This window comes from Paraburkholderia sp. CNPSo 3076, assembly GCF_026343935.1.
Taxonomy (GTDB): domain Bacteria; phylum Pseudomonadota; class Gammaproteobacteria; order Burkholderiales; family Burkholderiaceae; genus Paraburkholderia; species Paraburkholderia nodosa.
Genome location: NZ_JAPMAL010000022.1, coordinates 90,254 through 117,138 on the forward strand (window position 1 = coordinate 90,254; position 26,885 = coordinate 117,138).

Consider the following 26,885-nt stretch of genomic DNA (forward strand, 5'->3'; position numbering starts at 1 on the left):
CTCGGTGGTGGCCAGTTACGACTGTATGCGCCGACCCCATGTGCATGAACCAGGCGCCCGTCCTAAAAGAGGCTAGGGGATTGCCTTATTCAGTGGGCAGACTCAGCCCTATTGGCTCTCGATCCACTGAATTGCGAACCGCGTCAGCTCCTTGCCGCTACGGATGTTCAGCTTTTCCTTGATATTGGCCTGGTGAGCTTCGATGGTCTTCACGCTCCGGTTCAGCTTCTCTGCGATATCGCGGCTGCTGAAGCCGAGCCCGATCAGGTGCAGAACTTCGAATTCCCTTTCCGAAAGGTTCGCAATTTGGCCCTCGGGCTTTTTGTGTGGGACGGCAAGCGCCCGCGCGAGCTTTTCGTGCATGGCGGCGCTCATGTAGATGTTGCCTGCCAGCACTTCGCGGATGGCACTCACGACATGCTCCGTGGCCTCGAGTTTCATCAGATACCCGTTAGCCCCGGACCGCAGTGCGCGTTCGGCAAACAAGCTTTCGTCATGCATGCTGAGGACAAGGATCGCGAGATCCGGATAACGGTGCCGCAGCGTCTTGACCAGCTCGAGGCCGGAGTCCGTCTGCAAACTAATGTCCACAATGGCCATGTCGGGCAGGCATTCCATCGCCGCGAGCGCTTCTTCGGCGCTGCCCGCCGCACCGCAGACGTGCAGATCCTCTTGCAGATTGAGCAAGAGCGTCATCCCGTCCCGGATGATGGGGTGGTCATCCACGATAAGGATTTGAGTCGCACGGCCTGGGCTAGCGCATTTCCTCTGCATGGCCAGTACCCTCCGGTAGCGGATAGCTAATGGCGACGGTGGTGCCGCCCAAGCCGTTGCGGGTCACGGTGCAGGAGCCGCCCAGAAGGCTTGCCCGGTGACGCAGGTTGTGCAGTCCAAGGCCCGCGGCACGCTCCATTTCTTCCGGGCCGATGCCTACCCCGTCGTCACTGATCGAAAGCGTCTGGAGACCGCCCGCCCGCTCGAGGTCGATCCAGATGCGGTGGCCATGACAATATTTCAGCGCGTTGTTGACGGCTTCCTGTGCTGCCCGGTACAGGTTGATCTGCAGCAGCGGGTCCAGCAAATCCACATCCGGCGCGATCCGCAGCTTGCAATCTACGCCGTTGAGCGCGCCAGCCGTCTCCGCCAGCGCATGCAATGCGTCCGCAAGTCCGCCATATTCCATCGCGACCGGATCCAGGCCATGGGCAATCCTGCGGGTCATCAAGGACGCCTGCTTCACCAGGCCCACGACGATAGCGGCGTCGGCGGCGGCCGGGTGACCCTGCGTCTGCAGTTTCTGATTCAAGGCGGCGCAGTACAGGCCCAGACTGGTCAGGTGTTGCCCGAGCCCGTCGTGCAGTTCCTGGCCGATGAGTTTCTGTTGCTGATCGCCGATCTGGATCAGTTCCCCTTCCAGCAGACGGCGTCGCCCCATCTCCTCTTTTAGCTCGTTGTTCGCCTTCTCCAGGTCTTCGGTGCGCTCCTCGACGCGTCGCTCCAGTTCGATGCGGGCCGCCTGCAGCAGGTCATGGGCGCCCCGTTCCTGAGCGCGTGCCGCCGCCAGCAACAGTCCCGTTACCGCCGCGACGTTCGCGAAGGCACACCACCTCACGAGGCTGTCCACAGGAGAATCGGCAGCAAAGGGCCCCGTGCCGTGGGTAGTGCCCCAGATGGCCACGACTGAGACCATCAGCGTCACGTTGCTGGCGCCCAGGCGATCGAAGCGCAGCGCCGCCCAGATAATGAATGGAAAGACCGCCAGAGCGGCAGGATAGTAGCCGTGCCCGGCAAGTTGCGGGGCACCGAAAATGAGGTAGCTGACCCAAAAGGTCGCCGCAATGAGTCCGCACGCTTCCATGATCCGCTGTGCGGATCGGAGAGGGTTCGAATACGTGAGGAAGCTGAACAGGGCCGGCGCCACGACGAGGACCCCCATCATGTCGCCGAGCCACCATTTCAGAAAGGCTGCGGCATACCCGGCGACCGGCACGAGTCCCCCTCCCAGCAGAGCGGTCGTGCCGACGAGCGCACTGACTGCAGTACTCATCACCGCAGCGAGGGCGATGAAGGCCAACACATCGTTGATGCGCTCGAGGGTGATCTGGAATCGTGTCGCGCGGTTCAGCAATAGCGCTGCCGTCAACGGTCCAGCCATCGAGCCGATGCCTATCGCCGCGGCGACGGCTGCAGGCACGCCTCCCGACACGTTGGCGAGAAAGGAACCAACGACAATACCCGGGGCGACTCCGACGCCCAGAGCGAGTAGCGCAACGAGAGCGATGCCGCTTGAGGGCCATACAAGAGAGATTGCGCCGCCCACTACCGCATAGGAAAGGCCTAGCTTTGCACCTGCGAAATACGCCAATGCAACCAACGAGCGGAGAACCTGACGTTGTTGAAAGGCGCTTCGACATGAGGACGTAAGCGATTCGACGGTTGCGGCGTTGGCGACTGTCATCGGAGTGCAGCCGTAACGTGAAGTAATTCACGCACAAAGTTGGTGCGGGCATGACGACCGTCACTCGAGCCTGGCTTCGCCGTCGCGTCAACGTTGCGCGAATGGGGTCACCTGAACGGCGCTTGTCAGATCGATCTGGATCCCCAAAAAAAGCGCCGGGCTAAAAAGCCCGGCGCGGAGTTCGCAGTAGAGGCAACAGGGCCCGGCACTCCCACGACGTGTCGGGCGCCATTGTCGATGCCATTCTCCCGGCACACCGTGATCAAACTCGAAGACCGTGGCGTCCGCCGCGCGCCGCCTCGCACGCCAGCGAACCCACGCTTGAACTCAGCCGTCGCGGAAGATAAAGCTATACGCGTTCAAAGCCGGCACGCCGCCCAGATGCGCGTACAGCACCTTCGACCCCGGCTCGAATTCGCCGCGGCGCACTTTGTCGATCATGCCGTGCATCGACTTGCCCTCGTACACGGGATCGGTCAGCACGCCCTCCAAGCGCGCGCAGAGGCGAATCGCCTCCAGCGTGCCTTCGTTCGGCAATCCGTACTCCGGGCCAGCGTAACGCGTGTCGAGAATCACGTCCTTTTCGCTGATATCGCGGTTGAGATCGACGAGCCCGGCGGTATGACGCGCAATGCGCGTGATCTGCGCGTGGGTCTTCTCCGGCGTAGCCGAAGCGTCGATGCCGATTACGCGGTCCGCACGGCCATCCGCTGCAAAGCCGACCACCATGCCCGCCTGCGTGCTGCCCGTCACCGAGCACACGACGATGTAGTCGAACTTGAAGCCCAGTTGCGCCTCCTGGGCCCGCACCTCCTCGGCAAAGCCCACGAAACCGAGGCCGCCGAGCGGGTGCTCCGAGCAGCCCGCCGGTATCGCATACGGTTTGCCGTCCGCCGCACGCACGCTTTCGAGCGCCTCCTCCCAACTCGGTCGAATGCCGATGTCGAAGCCGTCGGGTACGAGCCGCACGTCCGCGCCCATCATGCGCGACATCTGGATGTTGCCGACCCGGTCGTAGACGGCATCGGAATAGTTGACCCAGTTCTCCTGGACCAGCACGCACTTCATGCCGAGATGTGCGGCGACGGCTGCGACCTGCCGCGTCTGGTTCGACTGGATGCCGCCAATCGAGACCAACGTGTCGCAACCTCGAGCGAGCGCGTCGGGAATCAGGTATTCGAGCTTGCGCGTCTTGTTGCCGCCGAACGCAAGTCCGCTGTTGCAGTCCTCGCGCTTCGCGTAGAGCTCGACCTTGCCGCCGAGATGCTGGCTCAGGCGCTTGAGCGGCTGGATGGGCGTGGGTCCGAACGTGAGTGGATAACGGGGGAAACGCTGGAGGTTCATCGAATATCTCCGGAAGGTCGGCACATGCGGGGCGTGGTCAACGGTCGGTGCGCGCCTGGAACGCGCAACCCGATGGAGAAATGTTAGGCGCGTTGCCGCGAAATGAGCTTGCTAAAAAAATATCGACAGCCTACGTTTAAAGCATTCGCTTTGACTCCAGAGCAGTTTTAATTTTCGAAGCGACTAAAGGACGCAATGAAATTAACCAGACGCTCTCCCGCTACGCCGAATGAGCCGCTCGCATTGGATCGCATCGATCGCGCGATCCTCAGGCATTTGCAGCAGGACGCATCGATTTCCAACGTCAGCCTCGCGGCCAAAGTGAAGCTCAGCGCGCCCGCGTGCCTGCGGCGTGTCGAACGGCTCAAGGAGTCGGGGCTGATACGCCGGATCGTCGCGTTGCTCGATCCGAAGGCGCTCGGCGCAGGCATGCTGGTCGTGATCGGCTTCGTGCTCGACCGCTCGACGCCCGAGGCGTTCGCCGCTTTCGAAAAAGCGGCACAGAAGGTTTCAGGCTGCGTGGAATGCCACGTCGTCACCGGCGAATTCGATTACTTCATGCTGGTGCGCACGCGCGACAACGAAAGCTTCAACCAGCTGCATGCAGAGCAGTTGTTGTACTTGCCGGGCGTGCGGCAGGTCCGCAGCTTCATGGTGCTCAAGGAGATTCTGTCGACGCACGCGTTGCCGCTGTGACGATGCGCGCGCGAATGCGATCCATTGAATTGGATGCGTGAATTTCGATGCGGCGCGGGGAAATGAATCAGGATGATGAAGCAACGTGCCCGAAGGCCACGCGTTCTGTTGGTGGAGGTAAGCGGGATCGAACCGCTGACCTCTTGCATGCCATGCAAGCGCTCTCCCAGCTGAGCTATACCCCCATGCAGAACGGCTTCCGCGCCAGTGGGATGACGCAGAATCGAGCAATGTCAGCTAAAGGACCTGCTCGAAGAGCGGCGATTATATACGTCGCGCACGCAACCTCGCAAGCAGTCTCGCGTGCTCGTCAGCAACTATACTGGAGTCCTTACGATTTCCCGCAAAAACAAAAAGCCGGCTTATGAGCCGGCTCTCTTGCGCCATTTGCAGCAGAAGCGCGCGTATGCAGTTCATTCCAGTATCACCGCGCAGTTCCTGCGCACGAGACTCGATTCAATTTTGGTGCCGACGGCGAGACTCGAACTCGCACAGCTTTCGCCACTACCCCCTCAAGATAGCGTGTCTACCAATTTCACCACGTCGGCAATCCAATACAACCCGGGACTCGTTAGATCCCGTCCATTCTCGCCTCGTGGGCTCGAAGGGTCGCCATTGTATCGACTCGCCGCGCATTTTTGAAGGCCCTGCGCGAAGATTTTTTAAGGCCCCGCGCCAACACTTAAAACTCCAGCGTTGAGGTCAATTCCAGCGTACGTCCGAGTCCTACGCCTAGTTGATTCGACCCCGCCGCACTCCAGTAGCGCCGGTTGGCCGCGTTCTCCAGATTCGCCTGCACCGAAACGCGTTTGCCGTACACGCGCGCTGCGTAACGCACGCCTGCGGTCAACAGCGTATAGCCGCCAATCTGCGCCTGGTTCGCGTTGTTCACCTGGCGCGGCCCCACGTAATAGATGCCGCCATTCACCGAAAGACCCGCGAGCACCGGCACGCGATATTCGGCAAACAGGCTCGCCGTGACGTGGGGCGTATTCTCCGGCGTCTTGCCGACGAGCGTCGGGTCGGAAGAATCGATCTGCTTCGCGTCGAGATAAACCGCCGATGCAGTGAGCGAAACGTCCTTCGTCACATCGCCCTGCACCGAAAACTCCACGCCGCGATAGCGCGCGTTGCCGTCCATCACATAGACGTTGTCGGCATTCGTTTCGGCGCTGGCCTGTTTGAGGTTGAAGAGCGCAAGCGATACGAGCGCATTGCCGGCGAGGCGCGTGCGCACGCCCACTTCCTGCTGCCGGCTCACTGCCGCGGGCAGGATCTGGTTCGCGTTGACGGCCGTAGCCGGCGCGCTGCCCGCCGATTCGAGCGCTTCAACGTAGCTCGCGTAGACGCTCGTCTGCGGCGTGATGCGGTAGGTGATACTGCCCGAGGGCGACGTGTGGTTGATATCGGAGTTCGGCGTACCGGCCTGCGAGGTCATGTACTCCGAGCGGCGCACGCCGGCCACGACCTGCAGGCGCGGCGTGATGTCGATCTGGTCGAACAAATAAACGCCGCTGTTGCGCACGTGCTGCGCGTAGAACTGCCGCGCGCTGCCGCTTTGCTTGAGCGTCGTGATGTCGATCGGATCGTAGAGGTTTTGCGCCGCCGTATAGGTGTACGTCGTGAAGTCCGGCTGAAACAGCCAGTTCTGCACGACACCCGTCGTGACCGTATGCGTGAACGGTCCGGTCTTGAAGTCGCCGTTCACTTCGAGGCGCACGTTCTTGTTCTCGTACATCTGCCCGTATTGCTGGCTGCCTTGCAGCGTGCCCGCGCCGGTTGCGACGTTGTACTTCTGGAACACCCAGGCCCAGCGGTCGCGCCGCGTGATCGACTGGCCGAGCGAGAGCATCGCGCTCCATTGGTCGTTGAACGCATAGTCGGCGCGCACGAGCTGCGACGTGGCGCTCGCCGTTGTCGGCCTGTCGTTCGGCACGAGCAGCTTCGAGGGGTCCGGCATGGCAGGCAGCGTGATCTTGCCGTTCACGGCGGCCAGCGGCGCGATGCCGGCCTGCTCGACAATGCGCGTTTCGATGTGCTCGAAATCGTATTGCAGCTTGAGCTTGTCATTGACGCGCCAGTCGAGCGCGGCGCTCACGAACTTGCGGTAGCCGCGATCGCCTTCGATCGGCGTTTCGACGTGCTCGTCCATCGCGTTCACGCGGATGCCGAACTGGGCGCTCGGGCCGAAGCGGCGTGCTATGTCGGCGGCGGCGCCGATCGATCCGTTCGAGTCGCCGAGCACCGTAATGCTCGTGACGGGCGCGCTGCCCGCGCGCTTCATCACCATGTTGACGATGCCCGCCGGCGCGCCGAAGCCGTAGTACAGCGCGGACGCCCCCTTGAGCACTTCCACGCGCTCCTTGTTCTCCATCGGCATCCAGATGTTGTTGTCGATGGGAAGCAGGCCGTCGAGATAGAAGCTCGAGCGATTGTCGAGCGGGATGCCGCGCACCGAGAGGTTGTCGTACGCGAGTCCGTTGACCTGCTGGCGCGTCACGCCCGCGACGTTGCGCAGCGCGTCGTAAAGGCCGGTGTCGCCCTGGGCGTCCATGACCGAGCGCGTGACGACGTTCACCGTGGCCGGCACGTCGAGCGCATCCATGCCACGGTATTGACCCGTCTCGACGGTTTGCGGCGCGTAGCCCTTGGTCTTGCTGCCCGTTATCTTGACGGGCGCGAGCTGGGTGGCTTCGTCGGCCGGTGCGGTTGGGTTTGCGACTGCGCTCGCCGCGTCGGCGTCGACTGCGTGCGCCGCGTGTGCGATGCCGGCAATGCCCGCTGCCAGCGCGGAGTTGATGATCGCGTGTGCGTAGATCCTGCGCCATTGTTGCGTGCGCGTATGCGACATGCGCGTTTGCGACATGCGCGTATGCGATATGCGCGTTTGCGACATGCGCGTTTGCGACATGCGCGTGCGCGACGCGCGCTTCCCCGAAACCATGCTTTCCCTTCTTCTTTGCGTTCAACGAGCGCTGTCCGGGCCGCGCTGCCATCCAGCCCCGATCAGCGAAAGAGCGAGATGATAATGCGAATTATTCTTATTTCAAAAGATGGACCCACTGACTGTCGGGGAAAGGCAACAGCGATGTATGGCTCGCGTAAGCGCGTCATGGCCTGGGTCACGGCGATCGGAACCGGCGATGAACCCGCACGCCACGATCAGCCTTTGGCGGCAGCCCCGCGCCGGCTCTTTTTCGCGGGCGCGGGCGCGCGCTCGCGCACGGCGTCCGCGTGCCCGCGGATCGTCTCGATCAGCGCGCGCAATCCCGCCGGCGCGTGCCGCCGCCCGGGGTAATAGAGGCAGAGCCCGTCGAGCGGCGGCGTCCAGTCCTCCAGCACGCGCACGAGCGTGCCCGCCGCCAGGTCCGCGTTCACGTTCCATTCGGTCAAATACGCAAGGCCGAGTCCGTCGCGCGCGGCCGCGAGCATGAGACCGGGGTCGTCGAGCGTCAACGCGCCCTCCACGTCCACGCGCACGGCCTGCCCGCGCCGCTCGAACTCCCACTGGTAGATTTGCCCGCTCGGCATGCGGCTGCGTATGCAGCGGTGCGACTTGAGGTCGGCGGGCGTGCGCGGCGGCTTATGCTTCGTAAAGTAGTCTGGACTGCCAACCACGGCGAAGCGCTGACGGTCGCCGAAAGGCACGGCGATCATGTCCTGCGGCACCGTTTCGGCCAGACGAATGCCGGCGTCGTAGCCTTCGACCACGATGTCGATGAGCCGCCCTTCCGTGACGAGATCGAGCTTCATCTCGGGATAGCGCTGCAGATAAGCGATAAAAACGGGCATGACCTGTTTCGCCGCGCCCACCGAAGCGTTGATGCGCAACGTGCCGGAGGGCGTGTCGCGAAAGCTCCCCGCCTGGTCTAGCGCCTCGCGGATGGTGGACAACGCCGGCGCGACGCTGCCCACGAACTGCGCGCCGGCCTCCGTCAACGCCACGCTGCGCGTGGTGCGGTTGAAGAGCCGCACGCCGATGCGCGCTTCGAGCGCCGCCACCGCGTGGCTGAGCGCCGAGGTCGACACGCTCAGTTCATCCGCTGCCGCACGAAAGCTGCGATGACGCGCCACGGCCAGCACGGCTTCGAGTTCCACCAGGCCCGATGTTTTCATTGTCCCAAATCGCTCAACAGGTCATGCAGCATTGTACGGCTAGCCAACGCAATGCCAGGCGTCTATCTTGCCCTCTTCGACTCACGCTTTCTGGAGCAACCATGCAGATCATCGACAAGATCTATATCGACGGCGCGTTCGTCATGCCGCACGGCGAGGAGTCCTTCGACCTCTTCAACCCCGCGACCGAGGCCGTGGTCGGCCGCGTCCGCCTCGCCGACGCGGCGGACGCGGACGCGGCCATCGCCACTGCGAAGCGCGCGTTCCCGGCGTTTTCGCGCACCACGAAAGCGCAGCGCATCGAGATGCTCATGGCGCTGCACGAGGCGGTCGTCGCGAGCGAGGACGCACTCTTCGAAGCGATCGTGCACGAGTACGGCGCGCCGGTCTCGCGCGGCCGCTGGATGGCGCAGCACGCCTCCAACGTGCTGCGCGACGCCGCGAAGACGCTGGAAGGCTACGCGTTCACGCGGCGCGCAGGCACGGCCGAGGTCACCATGCAGCCGCTCGGCGTGGCGGGGCTAATCACGCCCTGGAACAGCGACGCGGGCTTCATCTGCGGCAAGCTCGCGGCCGCGCTCGCAGCGGGTTGCACGGCCGTCATCAAGCCGAGCGAGATGAGCGCGATCCAGACGCGCATCGTGACCGAGGCGCTGCATTCGGCGGGCTTGCCTGCGGGCCTCTTCAACATCGTCACGGGCCGCGGCGACGTCGTGGGCGCACGCATCGCCGAACACCCCGACGTCGCCAAGATCTCGTTCACGGGCTCGACCGCAGTGGGCAAGACGATCCTGCGCACGGCCGCGGAAACGCTCAAGCGCGTGACGCTCGAACTGGGCGGCAAGTCGCCGGTCATCGTGCTAGACGACGCGAATTTCGACGAAGCCGTGCCGCTCGCGCTGCAGGCAGGCTTCATGAACAGCGGGCAGGCGTGCATTGCAGGCACGCGCATTCTGGTGCCGCAGTCGCGGCTCGTCGAATTCGAAGCGCGCGTCGGGCAAGCCGTGGCGCAGATTCAGGCGGGCAATCCGCGCGACACGCACACGAGCGTCGGCCCGATGGTGAGCCAGAAGCAATGGGAGCGCGTGCAGCGCTATATCGGCATCGGCATCGACGAAGGCGCACGCCTGATTGCGGGCGGCGCGGGGCGGCCCGAGGGTATCGAGTCGGGATGGTTCGTGCGCCCCACCGTGTTCAGCGGCGTGACGAACGATATGACCATCGCGCGCGAGGAGATTTTCGGGCCGGTGCTTTCGATCATCGCGTATCGCGACACCGAACACGCCATCGAGATCGCCAACGACACGCCCTACGGCCTGCAAGCCTACGTGCTCTCACCCGATATCGCGCGCGCGCGAGGCGTGGCCACGCAGATCGAAGCAGGCCGCGTGCTCGTCAACACGCTCGCACATGAGCCGGCTGCGCCGTTCGGCGGCTTCAAGCAATCGGGGATCGGGCGCGAATACGGCGCGTTCGGAATCGAAGCGTTCCTGGAACCGAAGTCCACGCTCGGCGTGCTTTGATGCGTCGCTAAGCGCATCAAAATACAAACGCCCCGGTTGTGCTGCTGACCGGTGCGTTTGAACTGCGCTTTAGCGCGCTACATCAGAAGACCATCAGAAGGTCTGCCAGTCGTCATCGGACGTAGCCGTTGCCGGTTCACGGCGTTCCGCCTTCGGAGCGGGCGCGGCGGCGGCACGCACGGGCGCGGGCCTCGAAGTTGCGGGACGCTTGACCGTTGCGCCCGCGACGACCTTCGCAATCGGCGCGATGCTCGTCGTTGCCGCACCGCCCCCAGAACCGATATTGAACGCCGATACCAGCTCGCGCAACGCCGCTGCCTGCGAGGACATCGACTGCGCCGCCGCCGACGCTTCCTCGACGAGCGCCGCGTTCTGCTGCGTGACCTCGTCCATCTGCGTGACGGCCTGGTTGACCTGCTCGATGCCGGTGCGCTGCTCGCCCGAGGCCGCCGAAATCTCGTTCATCAGGTCGGCAACGCGCTTGACCGATTGCACGATCTCACCCATCGTGCGGCCCGCGTCGTCCACGAGCGCCGTGCCGTTGTTCACGCGCTCGACCGATACGCCGATGAGTTCCTTGATTTCGCGCGCCGCCGTCGCGCTGCGCTGCGCGAGTGTGCGCACTTCGCCGGCCACCACCGCGAAGCCGCGGCCCTGTTCGCCTGCACGCGCTGCTTCCACGGCTGCGTTGAGCGCCAGGATGTTGGTCTGGAATGCAATGCCCTCGATCACCGAGATGATCTGCGCGACCTGCTCGGAGCTGTTCGCGATGTCGCGCATCGTATTGACCACGCGGCCCACCACTTCGCCACCGCGCGTGGCCGTTTGCGAAGCCTGGCCCGCCAGCGTGTTGCCCTGGGTAGCGTTGTCGGCGTTCTGTTTGACGGTCGCCGTCAGCTCTTCCATGCTCGCCGCCGTTTCTTCGAGCGAAGCGGCCTGCTCTTCGGTGCGCTGGCTCAGGTCGGTGTTGCCCGCCGCGATCTGCGCAGAGGCCGTGGCAATGCCTTCACTGCCCGTGCGCACGCGGCCCACCAGGTCGACGAGCCGCTCGTTCATGTGGCGAAGCGCGCCGAGCAACTGGGCCGCCTCGTCGGTGCCGTCCACGTCGATGCGTGCGGTCAGATCGCCGCGCGCCACCGTTTCGGCCACGTCCACGGCCCGCGCGATCGGGCCCGTGATCGAACGCGTAATGAAGAGCGCAATCGTCGCGCCGAAGCCAATGGCAATCACGATCAGCGCGATGGTCCAGGTGACTGCGCTGTGGTACGCCGCCTTCGCCGTGGCGACTTCGGCGGTCGAGCCATTGTGATTGAGGGTCACGTCCTGGTTGATGAGATCCATGACCGCCACGAACGATTTCGCCGATGCGCTCGAAACCGCAGCGCGGGCGTCCGGCGATCCGCCATCGGCGGACATGACCAGGGCCTCGATCTTCTTGTCGTCGTCCAGATATTGCGTCCATGCGGCGCCGATCGAATCGAACAAGCGGCGCTCTTCGGCCGAGGAGAGCAACTTCGAATAACTGTCGAGCAGCGTGCCGAACTGGCTGATCATCTGGGCGTGCTGGTCGTGCAGCGTGGCCTTCTCGCTGGCGTCGCTGGCGATCAGCATCCGCAGCGACGTGCGACGCACGTCCTGCGCCTGGTTGCGCATGTTGCCGAGCGTCTCGACGCTCGGCAGCCAGTCCGTCGCGATTTCCTGCGTGCCGTCGAATATGCGCGACGCCTGAAGCAGCGCGATCCCGCCCACCGCGCCGAGCAGGAGCAACACAATGGCAAAGCCCGCGCCGAGACGCGGGCCGATCTTGATTCTGGTAAGGAATGACATGGGGACGCCGTAGTGAGAGGTCACCCGTATTGACGACATCGACGCCAAAAAATTAAGTCAATGTTGCAAATATAACAACGCGTAAGGAACGCGCGCCGAGCGAACGATCGGTCTCTTTTCATACGATAAGGAGCCCGTATCAAGTCAGAGACCCGCCACCCATACTCCGACTCGCGCGATCGCCGCATCGCGCTGCGCCGAACTCGCGTGCGTCGCGCCCGTCAGATACGTCGTGACGAGAATGGGCGCGCGCCCGGTGGGCCAGACAATGGCCACATCGTTCGCCGTGCCCCGGTCGCCGGTGCCGGTCTTGTCGCCCACGCGCCAGTCCTTCGGCAAGCCCGCGCGCAAACGCGCGTCGCCAGTCTTGTTGGCGACGAGCCATGCAATGAGTTGCTCGCGAGATGCCGCGGAAAGACGCTCGCCCAGCAGCAATTCGCGCAGGTTCGCGACCATGGCGGCGGGCGTGGTTGTATCGCGCGGATCGCCTGGGATCGCTTCGTTGAGCGTGGTCTCGTTGCGGTCGAGGCGCGTTACCGGGTCGCCAATGCTGCGCGCGAAAGCGGTGATCGCCGAAGGGCCGCCAATGCTCTCCAGCAGCAGGTTGGCCGCCGTGTTGTCGCTGCGCGTGAGCGCGGCTTCGCACAGTTCGGCGACCGTCATGCCCTCGCCGCCCGCGCGCGGTCCGCTCACCGGCGAATACGACACGACTTGCGCAGGCGAATACACGACCTTGCGCGCGAGGTCTTCCTTGCCGTGATCCTTGCGCGTCAACACGGCCGATACGAGCAACACCTTGAACGTGCTGCACATCGGAAAGCGCTCGTGCATGCGCCACCCGCGCGCGTCTCCGCTCGCCGTATCGAGCATCGCCACGCCAAGACGCCCGCCTGCCTGCGCCTCGATGGCGGCGAACTGCTTGTCCGCTGCGCCAGCGGGCGTCGCGTCCGCTTCCGGCGCCGTTCCCACCGTCGCGCCGAATGCCTGAGATGCAATGCCAGCTATCGCACCGCCCAACACCGTCATCGTGAATCTACGTCGCGTGATCATGGCCTCTCCTTGAAGAGCCGCCACTATCGCGTGTTCTCCACGAGGTGACAAACGATGATAAATTGCGCGCTGCCCCAGAAAAACTTATAGACCGATCATGCGCACGTATCTGCCCCTTAATGCCTTGCGCGCCTTCGAAACGTCGGCGCGGCACCTGAGCTTCACACGCGCGGCGAGCGAGTTGAACGTCACCCAGGCGGCCGTGAGCCAGCAAGTCCGCACGCTCGAGGAACGGCTTGGCGCGACCCTCTTCAAGCGTCTGCCGCGCGGCCTTGCGATCACCGACGAAGGTCTCGCGCTGCGCCCCGTGCTCACGGATGCGTTCGACCGCATCGAAGCCGTGTTGCGGCAGTTCGAAGGCGGCCACTTTCACGAGGTACTGACCGTGGGGGCCGTGGGGACCTTCGCGGTGGGCTGGTTGATGCCGCGCCTGAAGTCGTTTCACGACGCGCATCCGTTCGTCGAGCTGCGCATCATGACGAACAACAATCTCGTCGATCTCGCGGGCGAAGGCCTCGACTTCGCCATTCGGTTCGGCGACGGCACCTGGCCCGGTTCGCGCGCCGCGAAGCTGTTCGACGCGCCGCTCGCCGCGCTCTGCACGCCCGATATCGCACACCGTCTGCAGCGCCCCGCCGATCTCGCCAACGAAAAACTGCTGCGCTCGTATCGCGCCGACGACTGGACGCTCTGGTTCGAAGCCGCCGGGCTCGCGCCGCGCCCCGTGCGCGGGCCCGTGTTCGATTCGTCGCGCCTCATGGTGGAAGCGGCGATGCAGGGTGCGGGCATCGCGCTCGCCCCGGTTTCGATGTTCGAGCGCGATCTCGCGGCGGGCAGGCTCGTGCGGCCCTTCGATATCGAGGTGCAGGCCGGCAGCTACTGGCTCACGTCGCAAAAGGGGAAAACGGCGACGCCCGCCATGCGCGCGTTCAAACAATGGATCGTGAAAGAATCCGGCAGCGGCGAGGATGCGTGATTGCGCGGTCGTAGTGTTACGCGCTTGCCTGCGTGAGGCGCGCGTGAAGCGCTTCGATTTCTGTTTCGGCAAAAACCTCGATGCCGTGCTGGCGCAGCAACGCAGTCGTCACCCCTGCGCCCGCGTGCTTGCGGCCCGCGAAGCTGCCATCGTAAATGGCCCGGCTGCCGCACGAGGGGCTGCCATCGGTCAGCAACGCGTAGCGGCAGTCGTGCGCGAGCGCCAGTTCTAGCGCGACGCGGGCGCCTTCGACGAAATGCGCGGAGACGTCCTCGCCACGCGCGTCGATCACGTGTGCGATCCCTGCCAGCACAGCGGCGCCCGAAGCGGCGTTTGCGATTTCCGCAGGCAGCCTCGGCACGCCGAACCCGCCTGTGACCTCCGGGCAAACGGGCACGAGCCGCCCCTCGCGCTGCCACTGCTCGATCAGTGCATGCGCAACGGTTTTCGCCGAGCCGTCGTATCGAACCGGGCGGCCAAGCAGGCAAGCGCTAACGAGTATTCGGGGGAGCATGCGCGATGAGAGTCTGTTGCACGAATGCCCCGTATTTTACGCGCCGAAGTCGAGCAACACTTTGCAGGTTTCGCGAGGATTGTGCTCCGCCAGCTCAAACGCGCTGCTCACCTCGCGAAAATCCACCTTATGCGTGATGATCGATTCCGGCGTGACGAGCCCGCGCTCGAGCCAGTCGATCACGGTCGGGAACATCGCGCAGTTCAGGCGCGAGGCGCACAACGTGAGCTCCTTTTTCGTCAGCTCCTGCTGCGCGATGGCCGAAGGCGTCGACGAAAAGCCGAGCAGCCCGATACGCCCCGCGGGAGCCGCGAGCCGCACCGCTTCTTCGAGGATCGACGGATGGCCCACCGCATCGAAAATCAGCGTTGGGCCGTCTTCCACGTCGCGCGCGCGCAGCGCGTCGGCAAGCGGCTCGTTGCGTGTGTTGATCGTTTCGTCGGCTTGCGCCCCGCAACTGCGTGCGAGTTCGAGCCGCTCGTCGAGCTGATCCGTAATGAATGCACGCACGCCGTACACGCGCTTGAGCACCTGCAGGATCGTGAGCCCTACGGTGCCCGCGCCGTAAATCAGCGCAACGTCGCTGTCCAGCACGCCGGTGCGCGCCGTGACGTTCGCCGCCACGGCAAACGGCTCCACGATCGCCGCGCACGATTGCGCAATGCGCTCGGGAATGCGGTACGCGTTGCGCGCGGGCGCGCACACATACTCGCTGAAACCGCCGTCGCGATGCACGCCCAGCACGACGAGATTACGGCACACGTTCTGCCGCCCGATCTGGCATGCGTGGCAACGCCCACAGCTGATGACGGGATCGACGGCCACGAGTTCGCCCACGCGCGCAGCATCGCCACCCTCGCCCACGGACTCGATGCGGCCTACGAACTCGTGGCCGATGATTCGTGGATACGACACGAACGGATTGTGCCCGCGATAGATGTGCAGGTCCGAGCCGCAGATGCCCGCATAACGCACCCGTACACGCACTTCTCCCGCTGCGGGTGTGGGCGTGGGCATCTCGCGCACGGCGAGGCTGTTCGGTCGATCGACTACGACGCTCAACATAGTAGACGCTTCCATGGATATTTGATCAGGTATGCCTACCAGTTCCACATCGATCCGTCGCGCAGACGGGCGACCGGCAGATAGGCGCGTTCATAGGGACATTTCGCAGCCAGCGTCTCGTCGATGTCCACGCCAAGCCCCGGTGCGTCGTCCATCAAGAGGAAGCCGTTCTCGAAGCGGTACTGATGCGGGAACACGGCATTCGTGAGCGCGTTGTGCGGCATCAGTTCCTGAATGCCGAAGTTCGGCGCCCACAGGCCGAAGTTCACGGCGGCGGCCATGCAGACCGGCGAAAGATCGGTGGCGCCATGAAAGCCCGTGCGCACCTGGTACATGGCCGCGTAATCGGCAATGCGGCGCATATGCGTAATGCCGCCCGCGTGCACGATGGTCGCGCGGATATAGTCGATGAGCTGTTCGCGTATCAGGTCCTTGCAGTCCCAGATCGAGTTGAACACCTCGCCCACCGCGAGCGGCGTGCTGGTGTGACTGCGGATCAGGCGGAAACTCTCCTGGTTCTCGGCCGATGTCGCGTCCTCCAGCCAGAAGAGGCGATACGGCTCCAGGTCGCGGCCGAGGCGCGCGGCCTCGATCGGCGTAAGGCGGTGGTGCGCGTCGTGCAGCAAATGCGGGCCGAAGCCCACGGCCTCGCGCACCTTGCGAAAGAGTTCGGGCGTATGGCGCAGATAGAGCGCCGTGTCCCACGGCTCCTCGGGCGGCAGCCCCTTCTGGGCGGGCTCGTACTCGCCCTTGACCTTGCCCACGCCATACACCTTGTCGAGACCGGGCACGCCCGACTGCACGCGAATCGCCTGGTAGCCCTCCTCCACATGCTGACGCACCGCGTCGATGGCCTCTTCGTGGTCGCGCCCGTTTGCGTGGCCGTAGACCATCAGCCCTTCGCGGCTCTTGCCGCCCAGCAGTTGATACACGGGCATGTTCGCGAGCTTGCCCTTGATATCCCAGAGTGCCATGTCGATCGCGGCGATCGCCGTCATCGTGACCGGGCCGCGCCGCCAGTACGCGCCGCGATAGAGGTATTGCCAGATGTCCTCGATATTGCGTGGGTCGCGGCCCACGAGGCACGGAAACACGTGATCTTCGAGGTACGCGCGCACGGCCAGTTCGCGGCCGTTGAGCGTAGCGTCGCCGAGACCGTACACGCCTTCGTCGGTCACGATCTTCACGGTCACGAAATTGCGGCCAGGGCAGGTGACGATCGTCTGCAGCCGTTCAATCTTCAATTGCTGTCTCCACTCTCTTTCATTCGACGAAATAGTCGGGCACGCGCGCCTGCACTTCCGGCAAATGCGAGCCCACGCGGTCGATATGGCTCGCCACCGTCGCGCCCAGTTGCGCGAAGTTGCGCGAGGCCATATGCGCGAGGATCAACTCGTGCTCGCGCAGCGCGCGCTGCGCATGGTCCGCCACACGGTCGAGCAGCAGCCAGCGCACGCGGTCGAACTGGCGCTTCATTGGCTGCAGCATTTCCCACACATGCGAGCGGCCCGCGAATTCGAACAGGCGCCGGTGCATCAGCTCGTCGAGATCGAAAAAGCGGTCCACGTCGCCGCGCGCGACGGCGTCGCGCTGGTCGTCGACGATCCGGCCGAACTCCGTGAGCTGGTCGAGCGTGATGGTCTGAGCCAGCTGCACGTGGTTCGCGCATTCGAGCGTGCTGCGCGCGAAGCGTCCCTCTTCGAGCTGCGAAATGGAGATCGGCGCGACGATCGTGCCGACCTTGCGGTAGATGTTCACGAGATGTTCGTCGGCGAGTTGCGCGAGCGCTTCGCGCACCGGCGTGCGGCTCACCTGCAGCGCTTCGGCAATCGCGGCTTCGGAAAGGCTGGCGTGCGGCGGCAGCGCGCCGCGCACGATGGTGTCGCGCAGAAAGGCGTGCACCTGCGGGCGATAAGAAGCGTCGGGGTTGGCGACGAATCCGCTCAGTGCGGCGAGGACGGTGTCCTCTTGCGGTTCGATGACGGTCTGGCTCATGGCGGGTAACGGGTGACTGTTTGTACCATGGTAGCAAATACGCTTTACGGTCATTGCATAGCGTTAACCCCGATAAAACGAGATAAAACATCGGACTAAGCTTCGGTCATTCGCATACGTACCATGGTACAACGCAATGACAGCACCTCTCCTGTGTGAGCGCTCACTAACTAACGCCGCGACAGCCGTGCGCCAACCGGGGTACGACCGCCAGCGCGTGCGGCCCGGCATCGTCCATCTCGGGCTGGGTGCGTTTCATCGCGCGCACCAGGCGCTCTATACGGAAACGCTGCTCGAGCGCGGCGACACGCGTTGGGGCATCGTCGGCGTGAGCCTGCGCGAGCGGCGCGTGCCTCAGGCGCTGGCCGCCCAGGACCACCTCTATTCGGTCACCGAGCGCAGCGGCGAGACGGCGGCGAGTCGCGTGGTCGGCGCGCTGCGCGGCGCGCTTTACGCGCCCGAGGCGATGGACCGGGTGCTCGGCACGATTGCGGACCCCGGCGTGGCCATCGTGAGCCTGACCGTGACCGAGAAGGGTTACAGCATCGCGCCCGCCGGCGCCGAACTGGACGCCGGCGACCCGGGCACCTGCCACGACCTCATGACACCCGATGCGCCGCGCACCACGCTTGGCGTGCTCGCCGCGGGCATCCGCAGCCGCCCGGCCGGCGCGCCGCTCACCGTGGTCTGTTGCGACAACATGCAGGCCAACGGCGACACGCTGCGCAGGCTGCTGATCCAGTATGCGGAGCAGTTCGACCCGGCCCTCGCGCGCCGCATCGGCGAGACGATCGCGTTTCCCAACACGATGGTCGATCGCATCGTGCCGGCCGCCACGCCGGCGTCGCTCGACGCCGCTGCCGCGCAACTCGGCCTGCGCGACGAAGCCGCGATCGTATGCGAGCCGTTCACCCAGTGGGTCATCGAAGACCGCTTCAGCGGCCCGCGCCCCGCGTGGGAAGAGGCGGGCGCGCTGCTCACACGCGATGTGCATCCGTACGAGGCCATGAAACTGCGCCTCCTGAACGGCTCGCATTCGGCGATTGCGTACGTGGGCCAGTTGCGCGGGCGCGAAACCGTTTCCGACGCGATGGTCGATCCTGCCTTGGCCGCCTTCGTGCGCGCGCTGATGACCGAGGACCTGCTCGCCACCGTGACGGTCCCGCCCGGCTTCGACATTCATTCGTACTGCCAGGATCTGCTGGCGCGCTTTGCCAACCCGACGCTCGCGCACCGTACCAGCCAGATCGCGACGGACGGCACGCAGAAAATACCGGTGCGCTGGCTACCCGCGCTGCGCGAGAGCCTGGCGCGCGGTATCGAGCGTCCTCATCTCGAACGCGCGCTCGCCGCCTGGCTGCACTACCTCGCGACCGAACGCAGCGACGCGGGCATGTCGCTCGTGGTGAGCGATCCTGGCGCCCCCGCGCTCGCCGCGAAGCTGCGCGGCGCGAGCACGGCGCTCGACGCCGCGCAAGCCGCAATCTCGCACACGAGCGTCTTCGGCGCAACGCCCTGGCCGCAGGCGTTCTCCGAGCGTCTCGCCGCGCATCTGCAATCGCTGCGCCGGCACGGCACGACTGCGCTGCTGGCCTGCCCCGCGCCGGCCTGAAGCCGCACGCGCGCCCAACTAGATAAAGACTGGAGACAGAACATGAAGCAACGCACGATGGGATGGATAACCGTATTCCTGTTATTCCTCGTCTACGGCATCAACTACCTCGACCGGGTGGCGCTCTCGATCACCGCACCGCTCGTTCAAAAGGACCTCGGCATCGATGCGGCGCAGATGGGCATCGTGTTCAGCAGCTTCTTCGTCGGCTATGCGCTGTTTAATTTCGTGGGCGGCCTCGCGAGCGACAAGCTCGGGCCGAAGATCGTGTATGTCCTCGCGGTCGGGCTGTGGTCGATCTTCTGCGGGCTCACGGCCGTGGCCGTGGGCTTCGCGAGCCTGCTCGTGCTGCGCGTGCTGTTCGGCATGGCCGAAGGGCCGCTCTGCGCAGGCGCGAACAAGATGGTCAACAACTGGATGCCGCGCGACATCGCCGCGACTTCCATGGGACTCCTGAGCGCCGGCTCGCCCCTCGGCGGCGCGATTGCCGGCCCGGTGATCGGGCTGCTCGCGATCAGCTTCGGCTGGCGCCCTGCGTTCTGGATCATCTGCGCGATCGGCCTCATATGGTGCGTCGCGTGGATGCTGCTCACCGCCAACCGTCCTTCGGAAAGCCGCTTTGTCAGCACGCTCGACGAAGCCGAGCCCGCGCGGCGGGGACCGAGCGTCGCGCACACGACCCACGCGGTGCCCGACAGCGCTGCTTCTTTGCCGCTCTCGGCATGGCTGCGCCAGCCGCTCGTGATCGCGACGGCCGTGGCGTTCTTCGCCTACAACTACGTGTTGTTCTTCTTTCTGAGCTGGTTCCCCAGCTACCTCGTGCAGGCGCATCACCTCAACATCCGCGAAATGAGTCTCGCCACCGTCGTGCCCTGGCTCGTGGGCACCGTTGGCCTCGCGGCGGGCGGCGCGATCTCCGACGCGATCTTCCGCTGGACCGGCAAGCTCATGCTCTCACGCAAGATTGTCCTTTCCACTTGCCTCGCGGCGACGGGCGTGTGCGTGGGCGTTGCCGGCCTGGTGCATACGGCTGTCGCGGCCATCGCGCTGATGTCCATTGCGCTCTTCCTGCTCTATGTGACGGGCGCGCTCTACTGGGCGATCGTGCAGGACGTCGTGCATCCCGCCAGGGTGGGCAGCGTGAGCGGCTGCATGCACTGCGTGGGCAGCCTTTCGGGCGTGATCGGGCCGGCAGTGACAGGCTTTCTGGTGGAGCGCAGCGGGTCGTTCGCCACGGCGTTCGCGCTGGCCGGTGTGGTTGCGGTCACTGGCGCGGCGCTCTCGGCAATTTTCATTCGCGACGCCCGCAAGAGCGCGCCGCTCACGGACAAGGCGTATTCGTAACCAGCGTGTGAGCCGGCGCGTGCGCCGACGGCGACGTCACATCGACATCGCGAGCCGCGTGGCCTGATCGATAGCGCGCAACGCATCGAGTTCGGCGGCGACGTCGGCACCGCCTATCACCTTCGGTTTCGCTGCGCGCGCAACGAGTTCATCGTAAAGCGTACGGTTCGAATTCTGCCCCGCGCACAGCACGACATGATCGACGGCGAGCACATGCGGCTTGCCATCGACGCGATAGTGCAAGCCTTCGTCGTCGATCGCATCGTAGGTCACGCCCGACGTCATCATGACGCGCGCCTTGCGCAAGCGGGCCTTCAAGATCCAGCCCGTCGATTTGCCGAGGCCCTTGCCGAGCGGTTCCTCCTTGCGTTGAAACATGTGCACGCTACGGCGCGGCGCGCCATGAGCGTCGCTACGCGTTAAGCCGCCCGCATCCACATTCGCGGCATCGACGCCCCACGCTCGGAAAAACGCGCCACGGTCCAGCGATTCCTGCGCATCGCCCAGCAGATACTCGGCCACGTCGAAGCCGATGCCGCCCGCGCCGACGATCGCCACGCGCGCGCCCATGTCGACCTTGCCCGCAAGCACGTCGATGTATGACACCGCCTTCGGATGGTCGACACCCACGATATCGGGCACGCGCGGCGTGACGCCGGTGGCGATGACGATCTCGTCGAACGCCTCGCTGGCCAGTTCATCGGCCGTTGCCGCTCGCCCGAGCCGCAACGTCACGCCAAGCCGCTTTAGCCGCACCTCGAAATAGCGCAGCATCTCGTGAAACTCGGCTTTGCCGGGCACGACCTTCGCCAGATTCAGCTGGCCGCCCAGTTGCGCATGCGCTTCGAACAGCGTGAGCGTATGGCCACGTTCGGCGGCGTTGATCGCGAACGCCATGCCGGCCGGGCCGCCGCCCACCACCGCGATACGTTTGGGCTGCAAGGCCTTGCCCGCCGCGAATTCGATCTCGCGCCCGGCGCGCGGATTGACGAGGCATGTCGCAGTGCGTTCCGTGAAGATGCGGTCGAGGCAAGCCTGATTGCAGCCGATGCATGTGTTGATTTCGTCGGCCATGCCAAGCCGCGTCTTCTTCGCGAAGTCCGGGTCGGCGAGCAGCGGGCGAGCCATCGAAACGAGATCGGCCACACCCGAGGCGATCAGTTCCTCGGCGACCTCGGGCGTGTTGAAGCGGTTCGACGCCATCACCGGAATCGACACCGCCTCTTTGACGTGGCGAATCGCGTCGCGCCAGGCCGCGCGCGGCACGCACGCCGCGATGGTCGGCACCGCCGATTCGTGCCAGCCCACGCCCGTGTTGATGAGGTCCGCGCCAGCCGCTTCCACCTCCTTCGCGAACGCCGCGATCTCGGCGCCGTTCATTCCGCCTTCCACGAGGTCGATGGAAGAGATGCGGTAGATCAGCATGGGCTCGCGGCCCATTTCGGCGCGCACGGCACGCACGATGTCGAGCGCAAAGCGGATGCGGCCTGCGAAGCTGCCGCCGAATTCGTCGTCGCGCGCGTTGGTGACGGCGGCCGTGAACTCGTTGATGAGATAGCCTTCCGAGCCCATGATCTCCACGCCGTCGTAGCCGGCCTTGACCGCCAGCGCCGCCGTGCGGGCGAAATCGTCGATGGTGGCGCGCACTTCCTCCGTGCTGAGGGCGCGCGGCGCGTACGCATTGATTCTCGCCTTGGCGGCCGTGGGCCCCACGCATTCCGGCACCTTCGCATAGCGGCCCGCGTGCAGGATCTGCAGCACGATCTTGCCGCCCGCCTCGTGAACCGCGCGCGTCACGGCGCGATGCTCGTCGACCTGCTCCGCGCGATTGAAGAGCGGGCCGCCCGCCTCCATCACGCCTTCCGCGTTCGGCGAGAACCCGCCACTCAGAATCAGGCCGATCTCGCCGGCCGCGCGCGCCGCGTAGAACGCGGCGAGGCGCTCATGCGGACGGTCGAGCGTTTCGAGCCGCGTGTGCATCGCGCCCATCACCATGCGGTTGGGGAGCAGCGTCGCGCCAACGCGAAGCGGGGTCAAAAGCCGGTCGTAGGTCGCCATGGGATGTCTCTTGATATTCTCGCGCGTCGTTTCCACTCTAGGCGAACCCCCTAATTACGTCAACATCATGATATATATTGAGGGCACAAGGAGGGGTATTGCCCAGATGGACGGCGCGCCCACTTCCCTTCACTATTTTCGTATCAGGTATTTGTCTCATTGCCCGCCGCACTCGCGCGGCGACCGAAAGGTGCCCATGACCCAGAACGACCCTTCGTACGATCAATCCGTCTCGTCGATTCACAACCGCTTGTTCTTCCGGCTGTTCCAGGCGGGCAACACGCTCGACCGGCAGACGACCAAGGCGCTCGGCATCACGACCGTGCAGTGGTCGGTGCTCGGCGCACTGTCGCGCCCGCAGGTGGCAGAGGGCATGTCGTTTTCCGAACTGGCCGACTATCTCGTGGTTAGCCGCCAGAGTCTCGACGGCGTGCTCAAGCGCCTGGAGCGCGACGAGCATGTGCTGCGCGTGGCCGACACCGTGGACCGGCGCGCGAAAAAAGTCGTCCTCACGGACCAGGGCAAGGTGTTCTGGGAGAGCCTGCAGCCGAAGATCTACGAGTTCTATCGCCAGGCGCTCGCGAGCTTTCGCTTCGACGACAAGGTTTCGCTCGTGCACTTCCTGAATCAGCTGAACAAGGGCATGGATGAGATCGATCTAGGCGAACCGGCGCAACGCGAGCAGGAGTAAATGCACGCTCGCGCTTTCATATCGTGCAACGCGCGCCCGGTGTGTGCAAATTCCGCATTTCCGGATGGGGGCGAGCAATTGCACATGGAAGGACACCTTCTCTTATCGTGAAAGACATCACGTAAGCCATTGAACAGCAAGGAAATTGCGGCACCAAAAACTGCGGGGAAGGCGTCTTTCACTGCGATAGACTGAAACCAATGACGCTTCTTATTCGCTTGTTATTCAATGGAGACTAATGATGGACGTGTATATCGAACCGTTACCGAGAGGCCAATGGGGGCCAATCGATGGTTACGCCCTGGAGTTCGAGGACGGTAGCAAATTCGCCGAGAACATCTTTCGCTCCGAGCTTCTTGCGATCAGCGAGATCGTCCTGCGAGGCTATAAGCCGCTGCTGGCCAAGGTCCGCATTACGGACAAGCACGCCAACGCGCACTGGAAGCGCCCCGACACTGCGCGCTGACGCGCTCACGCTCGACGGCATGGTTTGCCGTCGAGCTGTCCGGGCAACGAGCACAACATCGTTGACGCCTCTGGCCGCCTTCTGCATGATCGTCCTCATGAACGCGCACATCCTCACCACGACGACTACCACGACCGCTTCCGGCGGGTCGTGAGTTCGGTGCGCGCACGTTAGATTTCGTATCGATCACACGGCCCCCGCCAGCAATGGACGGGGCCTTGTCGTTTCTCCGTGCGTTGCGGGCGCAACTACCGGAGAACCACCATGCCCAGCCTCGCTCGCGAACGCCGCGCCCTTCTCATCATCGATATGCAGGAAGGCTTGTTCAACGGCCCCAATTCGCCGTTTGAGGGTCAGCGCGTGCTCGCCAATATCAAGCAGCTAATTGCCGAGGCGCGCAAGGCTCGCGCGCCGGTCTTCGCCGCGCGCCACGTCGGCCCGCCAGGCTCGCCCATCGAGCCGGGCAGTCCGCTCACGACATTCGAGTGACGCACGGCGCTATTTAAAAACCTTCGAGCACGAGCTTGCCGCGCGAGCGGTTGGTTTCCACGAGCTCGTGCGCCCGGCGCAAGTTCGCCGCATTGATGGTCCCAAAGCTCTCGTTGAGCGTCGTGCGCAACACGCCTTCGTCGATCAGCGAAGCCATGCGCTCGAGCAGATCGTGCTGGCGAATCTGGTCTTTCGTCCCGAACATCGAACGCGTAAACATGAACTCCCAATGCAGGGCCACGCTCTTCGTCTTGAGCTTGCGGAAGTCGACCAGCTCCGGGTCGTCGATCAGCGCGAGATGCCCCTGCGGGTTGATCGAGGCGACGATCTCGTCGAAGTGACGGTCGGTCTGATTCAGGCTCGCGATATAGTCCACGCCTTCCATGCCGATACGCTTGAGCTCCTGCGAAAGCGGCTTCGTATGATCGATGACGTGATGCGCGCCCAGTTCGCTCACCCACTTCGACGTTTCGGGCCGCGAAGCCGTGCCGATCACCGTGAGGCCCGTGAGCCTGCGCGCCAACTGCACGAGAATCGAGCCCACGCCGCCGGCCGCGCCGATCACGAGCAGCGAGTCGCCGGACGGCACCGTGCCCTCGGGCACGCCGAGGCGGTCGAACAGCAACTCCCACGCCGTAATGGAGGTGAGCGGCAACGCGGCCGCCTCGGCGAAGTTCAGGCTTTGCGGCATGCGGCCCACGATGCGCTCGTCCACCACGTGGAGTTCGCTGTTGGTGCCCGGGCGCAGCAGCGAGCCCGCATACCACACCCGGTCGCCCGGCTTGAAAAGCGTCACGTCCCGGCCCACGGCGCGCACCACGCCGCTCGCGTCCCAGCCGATCACTTTCGGCTCGCCGTTCTCGGGCGCCGTGCGCGCGCGCACCTTCACGTCGACCGGGTTGACCGACACCGCGTGCACTTCAGCGAGCAGATCGCGCGGGCCCGGCTGCGGGTCGGGGAGTTCGAGATCGATCAGCGATTCGGGGTCGCTGATGGGGAGATTGCGGTAGTAACCAATCGCTTTCATCGTGAATACCTCCAGACAGTCAAATTGCGGGAACCCGGCTTGGTTGAACAAGCGGCTCGAAGTGATAGAGGTCGGGGTCGGCCGAGAAGTACGGCCACAGCGTGTGCAGGAAGGCCTGGAAATCGCCGTGCATCATGAACGCGCTCTGTGCGTCGAGGGAGTCCCATTCCACTTCCAGCACGTAGCAGCCTTCGTCTTCGCACTGCGGACCGAGGCGGTGCCCGCGATAACCCGGCTTGTTCGTGAGCAGCGGGCATACGCGCAGCCAGGCCGCCTCGAAATGCGAAATCTTGTCGGCCCGCAGATAAAAGCGGCCTATCGCGACGATCATGCAAGCCTCCGTGCCGTTCGTGTTGGTATGAATAATCGGCCAGTGCGCTCGGCGCGCATAGCGGCAAACGGCGAATTCAGCTTCAAAGCTGCTTTGAAGATCGAGAGGGCGATCGAGCGGCGGGGGCTTGAGAAAGACGAATGCAGGCCGGCCCTGATATCGGACCAGCGAGCGGACTCACTGCGCGATTACACCTCAGGCAAGAAACGCGGCAATGCGATCGCGCAGCAAATCGCGCAGCGCGTTGACGGTCGGCGAGAGCATCGTGCGGTGCGCGCAGACGAGATGCAGCGGCGCGCCTTCGCCCTGAAACGCGTCGAGCGCGGTTTCGAGGCGGCCCGCCTGGATATCGGCGAGCACGTCCAGACGCGACTTGTACGCAATGCCATGCCCCGCCACGGCCCAGCGGCGCACGAGTTCGCCGTCATCGCTGCTGCGGTTGCCGTGCACGTTCACGACGCTCGCTTCGTCGCCGCGGTAGAAGGTCCAGCGGTCGTGCAGCGTGTCGCTCAGCGCGAAGCGCAGGCAGTTGTGGCGCGAGAGATCGGCAGGCGTCGCGGGTTTGCCGTGACGCCCGAAATAGGCGGGCGCGGCGCACAGCACGCGGCGGTTGTCAGGCGCGAGCGGCAGCGCCACGAGCGAGGAATCTTCGGGCACGCCGTAGCGGACCGCTACGGCAACCGGCGATCGGAACATGTCGGTCACGTGGTCGCCAATGTGCACCTGGAACGACACCGCGGGATGCTGCGCCTGAAAGTCGTCGAGCCAGGGCGCGAGCACGTTGCGCCCGAGGTCGGAGGGAATCGACAGCGACACCGTGCCGCCGATCATCTTGCGCCCATGCGCCACGGCGTTCTGGCCGGCCTCCACCTGCTCCATGACGCCGCGCGCGTATTCGAGGTAGCGCTCGCCGTCCGGCGTGAGGCGCAGGCTGCGCGTGGAGCGTGCGAGCAGGCGCGTGCCGAGTTCGGATTCGAGGCGCTTGAGTCCCGCGCTCGCCACCGCGGGCGTGAGATCGAGCTGGCGCGCGGCGGCGGAGAGGCTCCCGTTGTCCGCTGCATTGATAAAGATGACGAGGTCTTCCAGTCTGATCATGTACCGTCGCGTCTCGTTGGGCTGCGCGCGCCTCGGAAGCCGGCGCCGCGGGCATGGAACAAGCGAACTGTACACGAAGGCACCGCGTGCGCGGGCAGGCCCGAACAGGCAAAAGAAGCCCGCGAATCTCCAGCCTTCCGGTTGTTGAACAAACTTTGGCTTACCGTCGCGCGATTCCTATACTCCCCAGCAGACATCCCGCGAAGGC

General features: G+C 64.7%; 23 protein-coding genes and 2 tRNA genes. 8 read left to right on the forward strand and 17 right to left on the reverse strand.

Annotated features, from left to right (window positions below):
* Nucleotides 1-108: 108 nt before the first annotated feature.
* The 3 genes from M3A49_RS25260 to M3A49_RS25270 form a co-directional block, all read right to left on the reverse strand.
* Entirely contained in the window at nucleotides 109-726 is a 618-nt protein-coding gene (locus tag M3A49_RS25260; RefSeq protein ID WP_254353117.1) for a response regulator, read from the reverse strand.
* Between the two features lie 28 nt (nucleotides 727-754).
* A complete protein-coding gene (locus M3A49_RS25265) occupies nucleotides 755-2,458 on the reverse strand; it encodes an MASE1 domain-containing protein (protein ID WP_266231507.1) in 1,704 nt (567 codons plus the stop codon).
* Nucleotides 2,459-2,785: 327 nt separating this feature from the next.
* A complete protein-coding gene (locus M3A49_RS25270) occupies nucleotides 2,786-3,802 on the reverse strand; it encodes a 1-aminocyclopropane-1-carboxylate deaminase (protein ID WP_266231508.1) in 1,017 nt (338 codons plus the stop codon).
* A 195-nt stretch (nucleotides 3,803-3,997) separates the two neighbouring features.
* Here M3A49_RS25270 and M3A49_RS25275 point away from each other — a divergent pair, with 195 nt between their 5' ends.
* Nucleotides 3,998-4,498 carry an Lrp/AsnC family transcriptional regulator gene (locus tag M3A49_RS25275; protein WP_266231509.1) on the forward strand — a complete coding sequence of 167 codons (501 nt, stop codon included), beginning with the start codon at nucleotides 3,998-4,000 and terminating at the stop codon, nucleotides 4,496-4,498.
* Nucleotides 4,499-4,607: 109 nt separating this feature from the next.
* Here the strand turns inward: M3A49_RS25275 and M3A49_RS25280 are convergent.
* The 4 genes from M3A49_RS25280 to M3A49_RS25295 all read right to left on the reverse strand — a co-directional run bounded on the left by M3A49_RS25280 (nucleotide 4,608) and on the right by M3A49_RS25295 (nucleotide 8,614).
* Nucleotides 4,608-4,683 (reverse strand) — tRNA-Ala (locus M3A49_RS25280).
* A 278-nt stretch (nucleotides 4,684-4,961) separates the two neighbouring features.
* Nucleotides 4,962-5,046, reverse strand: a tRNA-Leu gene (locus M3A49_RS25285).
* 134 nt (nucleotides 5,047-5,180) lie between these two features.
* Complete coding sequence (locus M3A49_RS25290; RefSeq protein ID WP_266231510.1) at nucleotides 5,181-7,442, reverse strand: TonB-dependent siderophore receptor; 2,262 nt, start codon at nucleotides 7,440-7,442, stop codon at nucleotides 5,181-5,183.
* Between the two features lie 218 nt (nucleotides 7,443-7,660).
* A complete protein-coding gene (locus M3A49_RS25295) occupies nucleotides 7,661-8,614 on the reverse strand; it encodes a LysR family transcriptional regulator (RefSeq protein ID WP_266231511.1) in 954 nt (317 codons plus the stop codon).
* A 101-nt stretch (nucleotides 8,615-8,715) separates the two neighbouring features.
* On the opposite strand from M3A49_RS25295, the gene M3A49_RS25300 reads away from it, so the two are divergent.
* The gene (locus tag M3A49_RS25300; RefSeq protein ID WP_266231512.1) at nucleotides 8,716-10,137 is read left to right on the forward strand and encodes an aldehyde dehydrogenase family protein; all 1,422 of its coding nucleotides are present in this window, start codon (nucleotides 8,716-8,718) and stop codon (nucleotides 10,135-10,137) included.
* Nucleotides 10,138-10,230: 93 nt separating this feature from the next.
* On the opposite strand, the gene M3A49_RS25305 is transcribed toward M3A49_RS25300, so the two are convergent.
* Nucleotides 10,231-11,964 carry a methyl-accepting chemotaxis protein gene (locus M3A49_RS25305; protein WP_266231513.1) on the reverse strand — a complete coding sequence of 578 codons (1,734 nt, stop codon included), beginning with the start codon at nucleotides 11,962-11,964 and terminating at the stop codon, nucleotides 10,231-10,233.
* A gap of 144 nt (nucleotides 11,965-12,108) precedes the next feature.
* Nucleotides 12,109-12,990 (reverse strand): class A beta-lactamase, encoded by an 882-nt coding sequence (gene bla, locus M3A49_RS25310; RefSeq protein WP_416339006.1) that lies wholly within the window; start codon nucleotides 12,988-12,990, stop codon nucleotides 12,109-12,111.
* A 121-nt stretch (nucleotides 12,991-13,111) separates the two neighbouring features.
* Here bla and M3A49_RS25315 point away from each other — a divergent pair, with 121 nt between their 5' ends.
* Entirely contained in the window at nucleotides 13,112-13,990 is an 879-nt protein-coding gene (locus M3A49_RS25315; RefSeq protein WP_323183249.1) for a LysR family transcriptional regulator, read from the forward strand.
* A 16-nt stretch (nucleotides 13,991-14,006) separates the two neighbouring features.
* On the opposite strand, the gene M3A49_RS25320 is transcribed toward M3A49_RS25315, so the two are convergent.
* The 4 genes from M3A49_RS25320 to M3A49_RS25335 are packed head-to-tail and all read right to left on the reverse strand — an operon-like array spanning nucleotide 14,007 to nucleotide 17,564.
* Entirely contained in the window at nucleotides 14,007-14,504 is a 498-nt protein-coding gene (locus tag M3A49_RS25320) for a DUF523 domain-containing protein (protein WP_266231515.1), read from the reverse strand.
* 36 nt (nucleotides 14,505-14,540) lie between these two features.
* The gene (locus M3A49_RS25325; protein ID WP_266231516.1) at nucleotides 14,541-15,569 is read right to left on the reverse strand and encodes a Zn-dependent oxidoreductase; all 1,029 of its coding nucleotides are present in this window, start codon (nucleotides 15,567-15,569) and stop codon (nucleotides 14,541-14,543) included.
* Between the two features lie 35 nt (nucleotides 15,570-15,604).
* Entirely contained in the window at nucleotides 15,605-16,813 is a 1,209-nt protein-coding gene (manD, locus tag M3A49_RS25330) for a D-mannonate dehydratase ManD (protein WP_266231517.1), read from the reverse strand.
* A 19-nt stretch (nucleotides 16,814-16,832) separates the two neighbouring features.
* The gene (locus M3A49_RS25335; RefSeq protein ID WP_266231518.1) at nucleotides 16,833-17,564 is read right to left on the reverse strand and encodes a GntR family transcriptional regulator; all 732 of its coding nucleotides are present in this window, start codon (nucleotides 17,562-17,564) and stop codon (nucleotides 16,833-16,835) included.
* A 136-nt stretch (nucleotides 17,565-17,700) separates the two neighbouring features.
* Here M3A49_RS25335 and M3A49_RS25340 point away from each other — a divergent pair, with 136 nt between their 5' ends.
* Together M3A49_RS25340 and M3A49_RS25345 are read left to right on the forward strand one after the other, a co-directional pair.
* Entirely contained in the window at nucleotides 17,701-19,176 is a 1,476-nt protein-coding gene (locus M3A49_RS25340; RefSeq protein WP_266231519.1) for a mannitol dehydrogenase family protein, read from the forward strand.
* A 42-nt stretch (nucleotides 19,177-19,218) separates the two neighbouring features.
* Nucleotides 19,219-20,520: an MFS transporter gene (locus M3A49_RS25345; RefSeq protein WP_266231520.1), complete on the forward strand. Its 1,302-nt coding sequence runs from the start codon at nucleotides 19,219-19,221 to the stop codon at nucleotides 20,518-20,520.
* A gap of 36 nt (nucleotides 20,521-20,556) precedes the next feature.
* Here the strand turns inward: M3A49_RS25345 and M3A49_RS25350 are convergent, their stop codons facing one another.
* Nucleotides 20,557-22,578 (reverse strand): FAD-dependent oxidoreductase, encoded by a 2,022-nt coding sequence (locus tag M3A49_RS25350; RefSeq protein ID WP_266231521.1) that lies wholly within the window; start codon nucleotides 22,576-22,578, stop codon nucleotides 20,557-20,559.
* Between the two features lie 196 nt (nucleotides 22,579-22,774).
* Between M3A49_RS25350 and M3A49_RS25355 the strand changes: the two genes are divergently transcribed.
* From M3A49_RS25355 to M3A49_RS25365, 3 genes are all read left to right on the forward strand, one after another.
* A complete protein-coding gene (locus M3A49_RS25355) occupies nucleotides 22,775-23,269 on the forward strand; it encodes a MarR family winged helix-turn-helix transcriptional regulator (protein ID WP_254353105.1) in 495 nt (164 codons plus the stop codon).
* Nucleotides 23,270-23,510: 241 nt separating this feature from the next.
* Nucleotides 23,511-23,735, forward strand: a complete 225-nt coding sequence (locus M3A49_RS25360) for a hypothetical protein (RefSeq protein WP_266231522.1) — start codon at nucleotides 23,511-23,513, stop codon at nucleotides 23,733-23,735.
* A 264-nt stretch (nucleotides 23,736-23,999) separates the two neighbouring features.
* Nucleotides 24,000-24,224: an isochorismatase family protein gene (locus M3A49_RS25365; protein WP_266231523.1), complete on the forward strand. Its 225-nt coding sequence runs from the start codon at nucleotides 24,000-24,002 to the stop codon at nucleotides 24,222-24,224.
* A 13-nt stretch (nucleotides 24,225-24,237) separates the two neighbouring features.
* Here the strand turns inward: M3A49_RS25365 and M3A49_RS25370 are convergent, their stop codons facing one another.
* The 3 genes from M3A49_RS25370 to M3A49_RS25380 form a co-directional block, all read right to left on the reverse strand.
* A complete protein-coding gene (locus tag M3A49_RS25370) occupies nucleotides 24,238-25,251 on the reverse strand; it encodes a zinc-binding alcohol dehydrogenase family protein (RefSeq protein WP_266231524.1) in 1,014 nt (337 codons plus the stop codon).
* Nucleotides 25,252-25,270: 19 nt separating this feature from the next.
* Nucleotides 25,271-25,582: an antibiotic biosynthesis monooxygenase family protein gene (locus M3A49_RS25375; protein WP_254353102.1), complete on the reverse strand. Its 312-nt coding sequence runs from the start codon at nucleotides 25,580-25,582 to the stop codon at nucleotides 25,271-25,273.
* Nucleotides 25,583-25,777: 195 nt separating this feature from the next.
* Nucleotides 25,778-26,677, reverse strand: a complete 900-nt coding sequence (locus M3A49_RS25380) for a LysR family transcriptional regulator (protein WP_266231525.1) — start codon at nucleotides 26,675-26,677, stop codon at nucleotides 25,778-25,780.
* Nucleotides 26,678-26,885 lie beyond the last annotated feature (208 nt).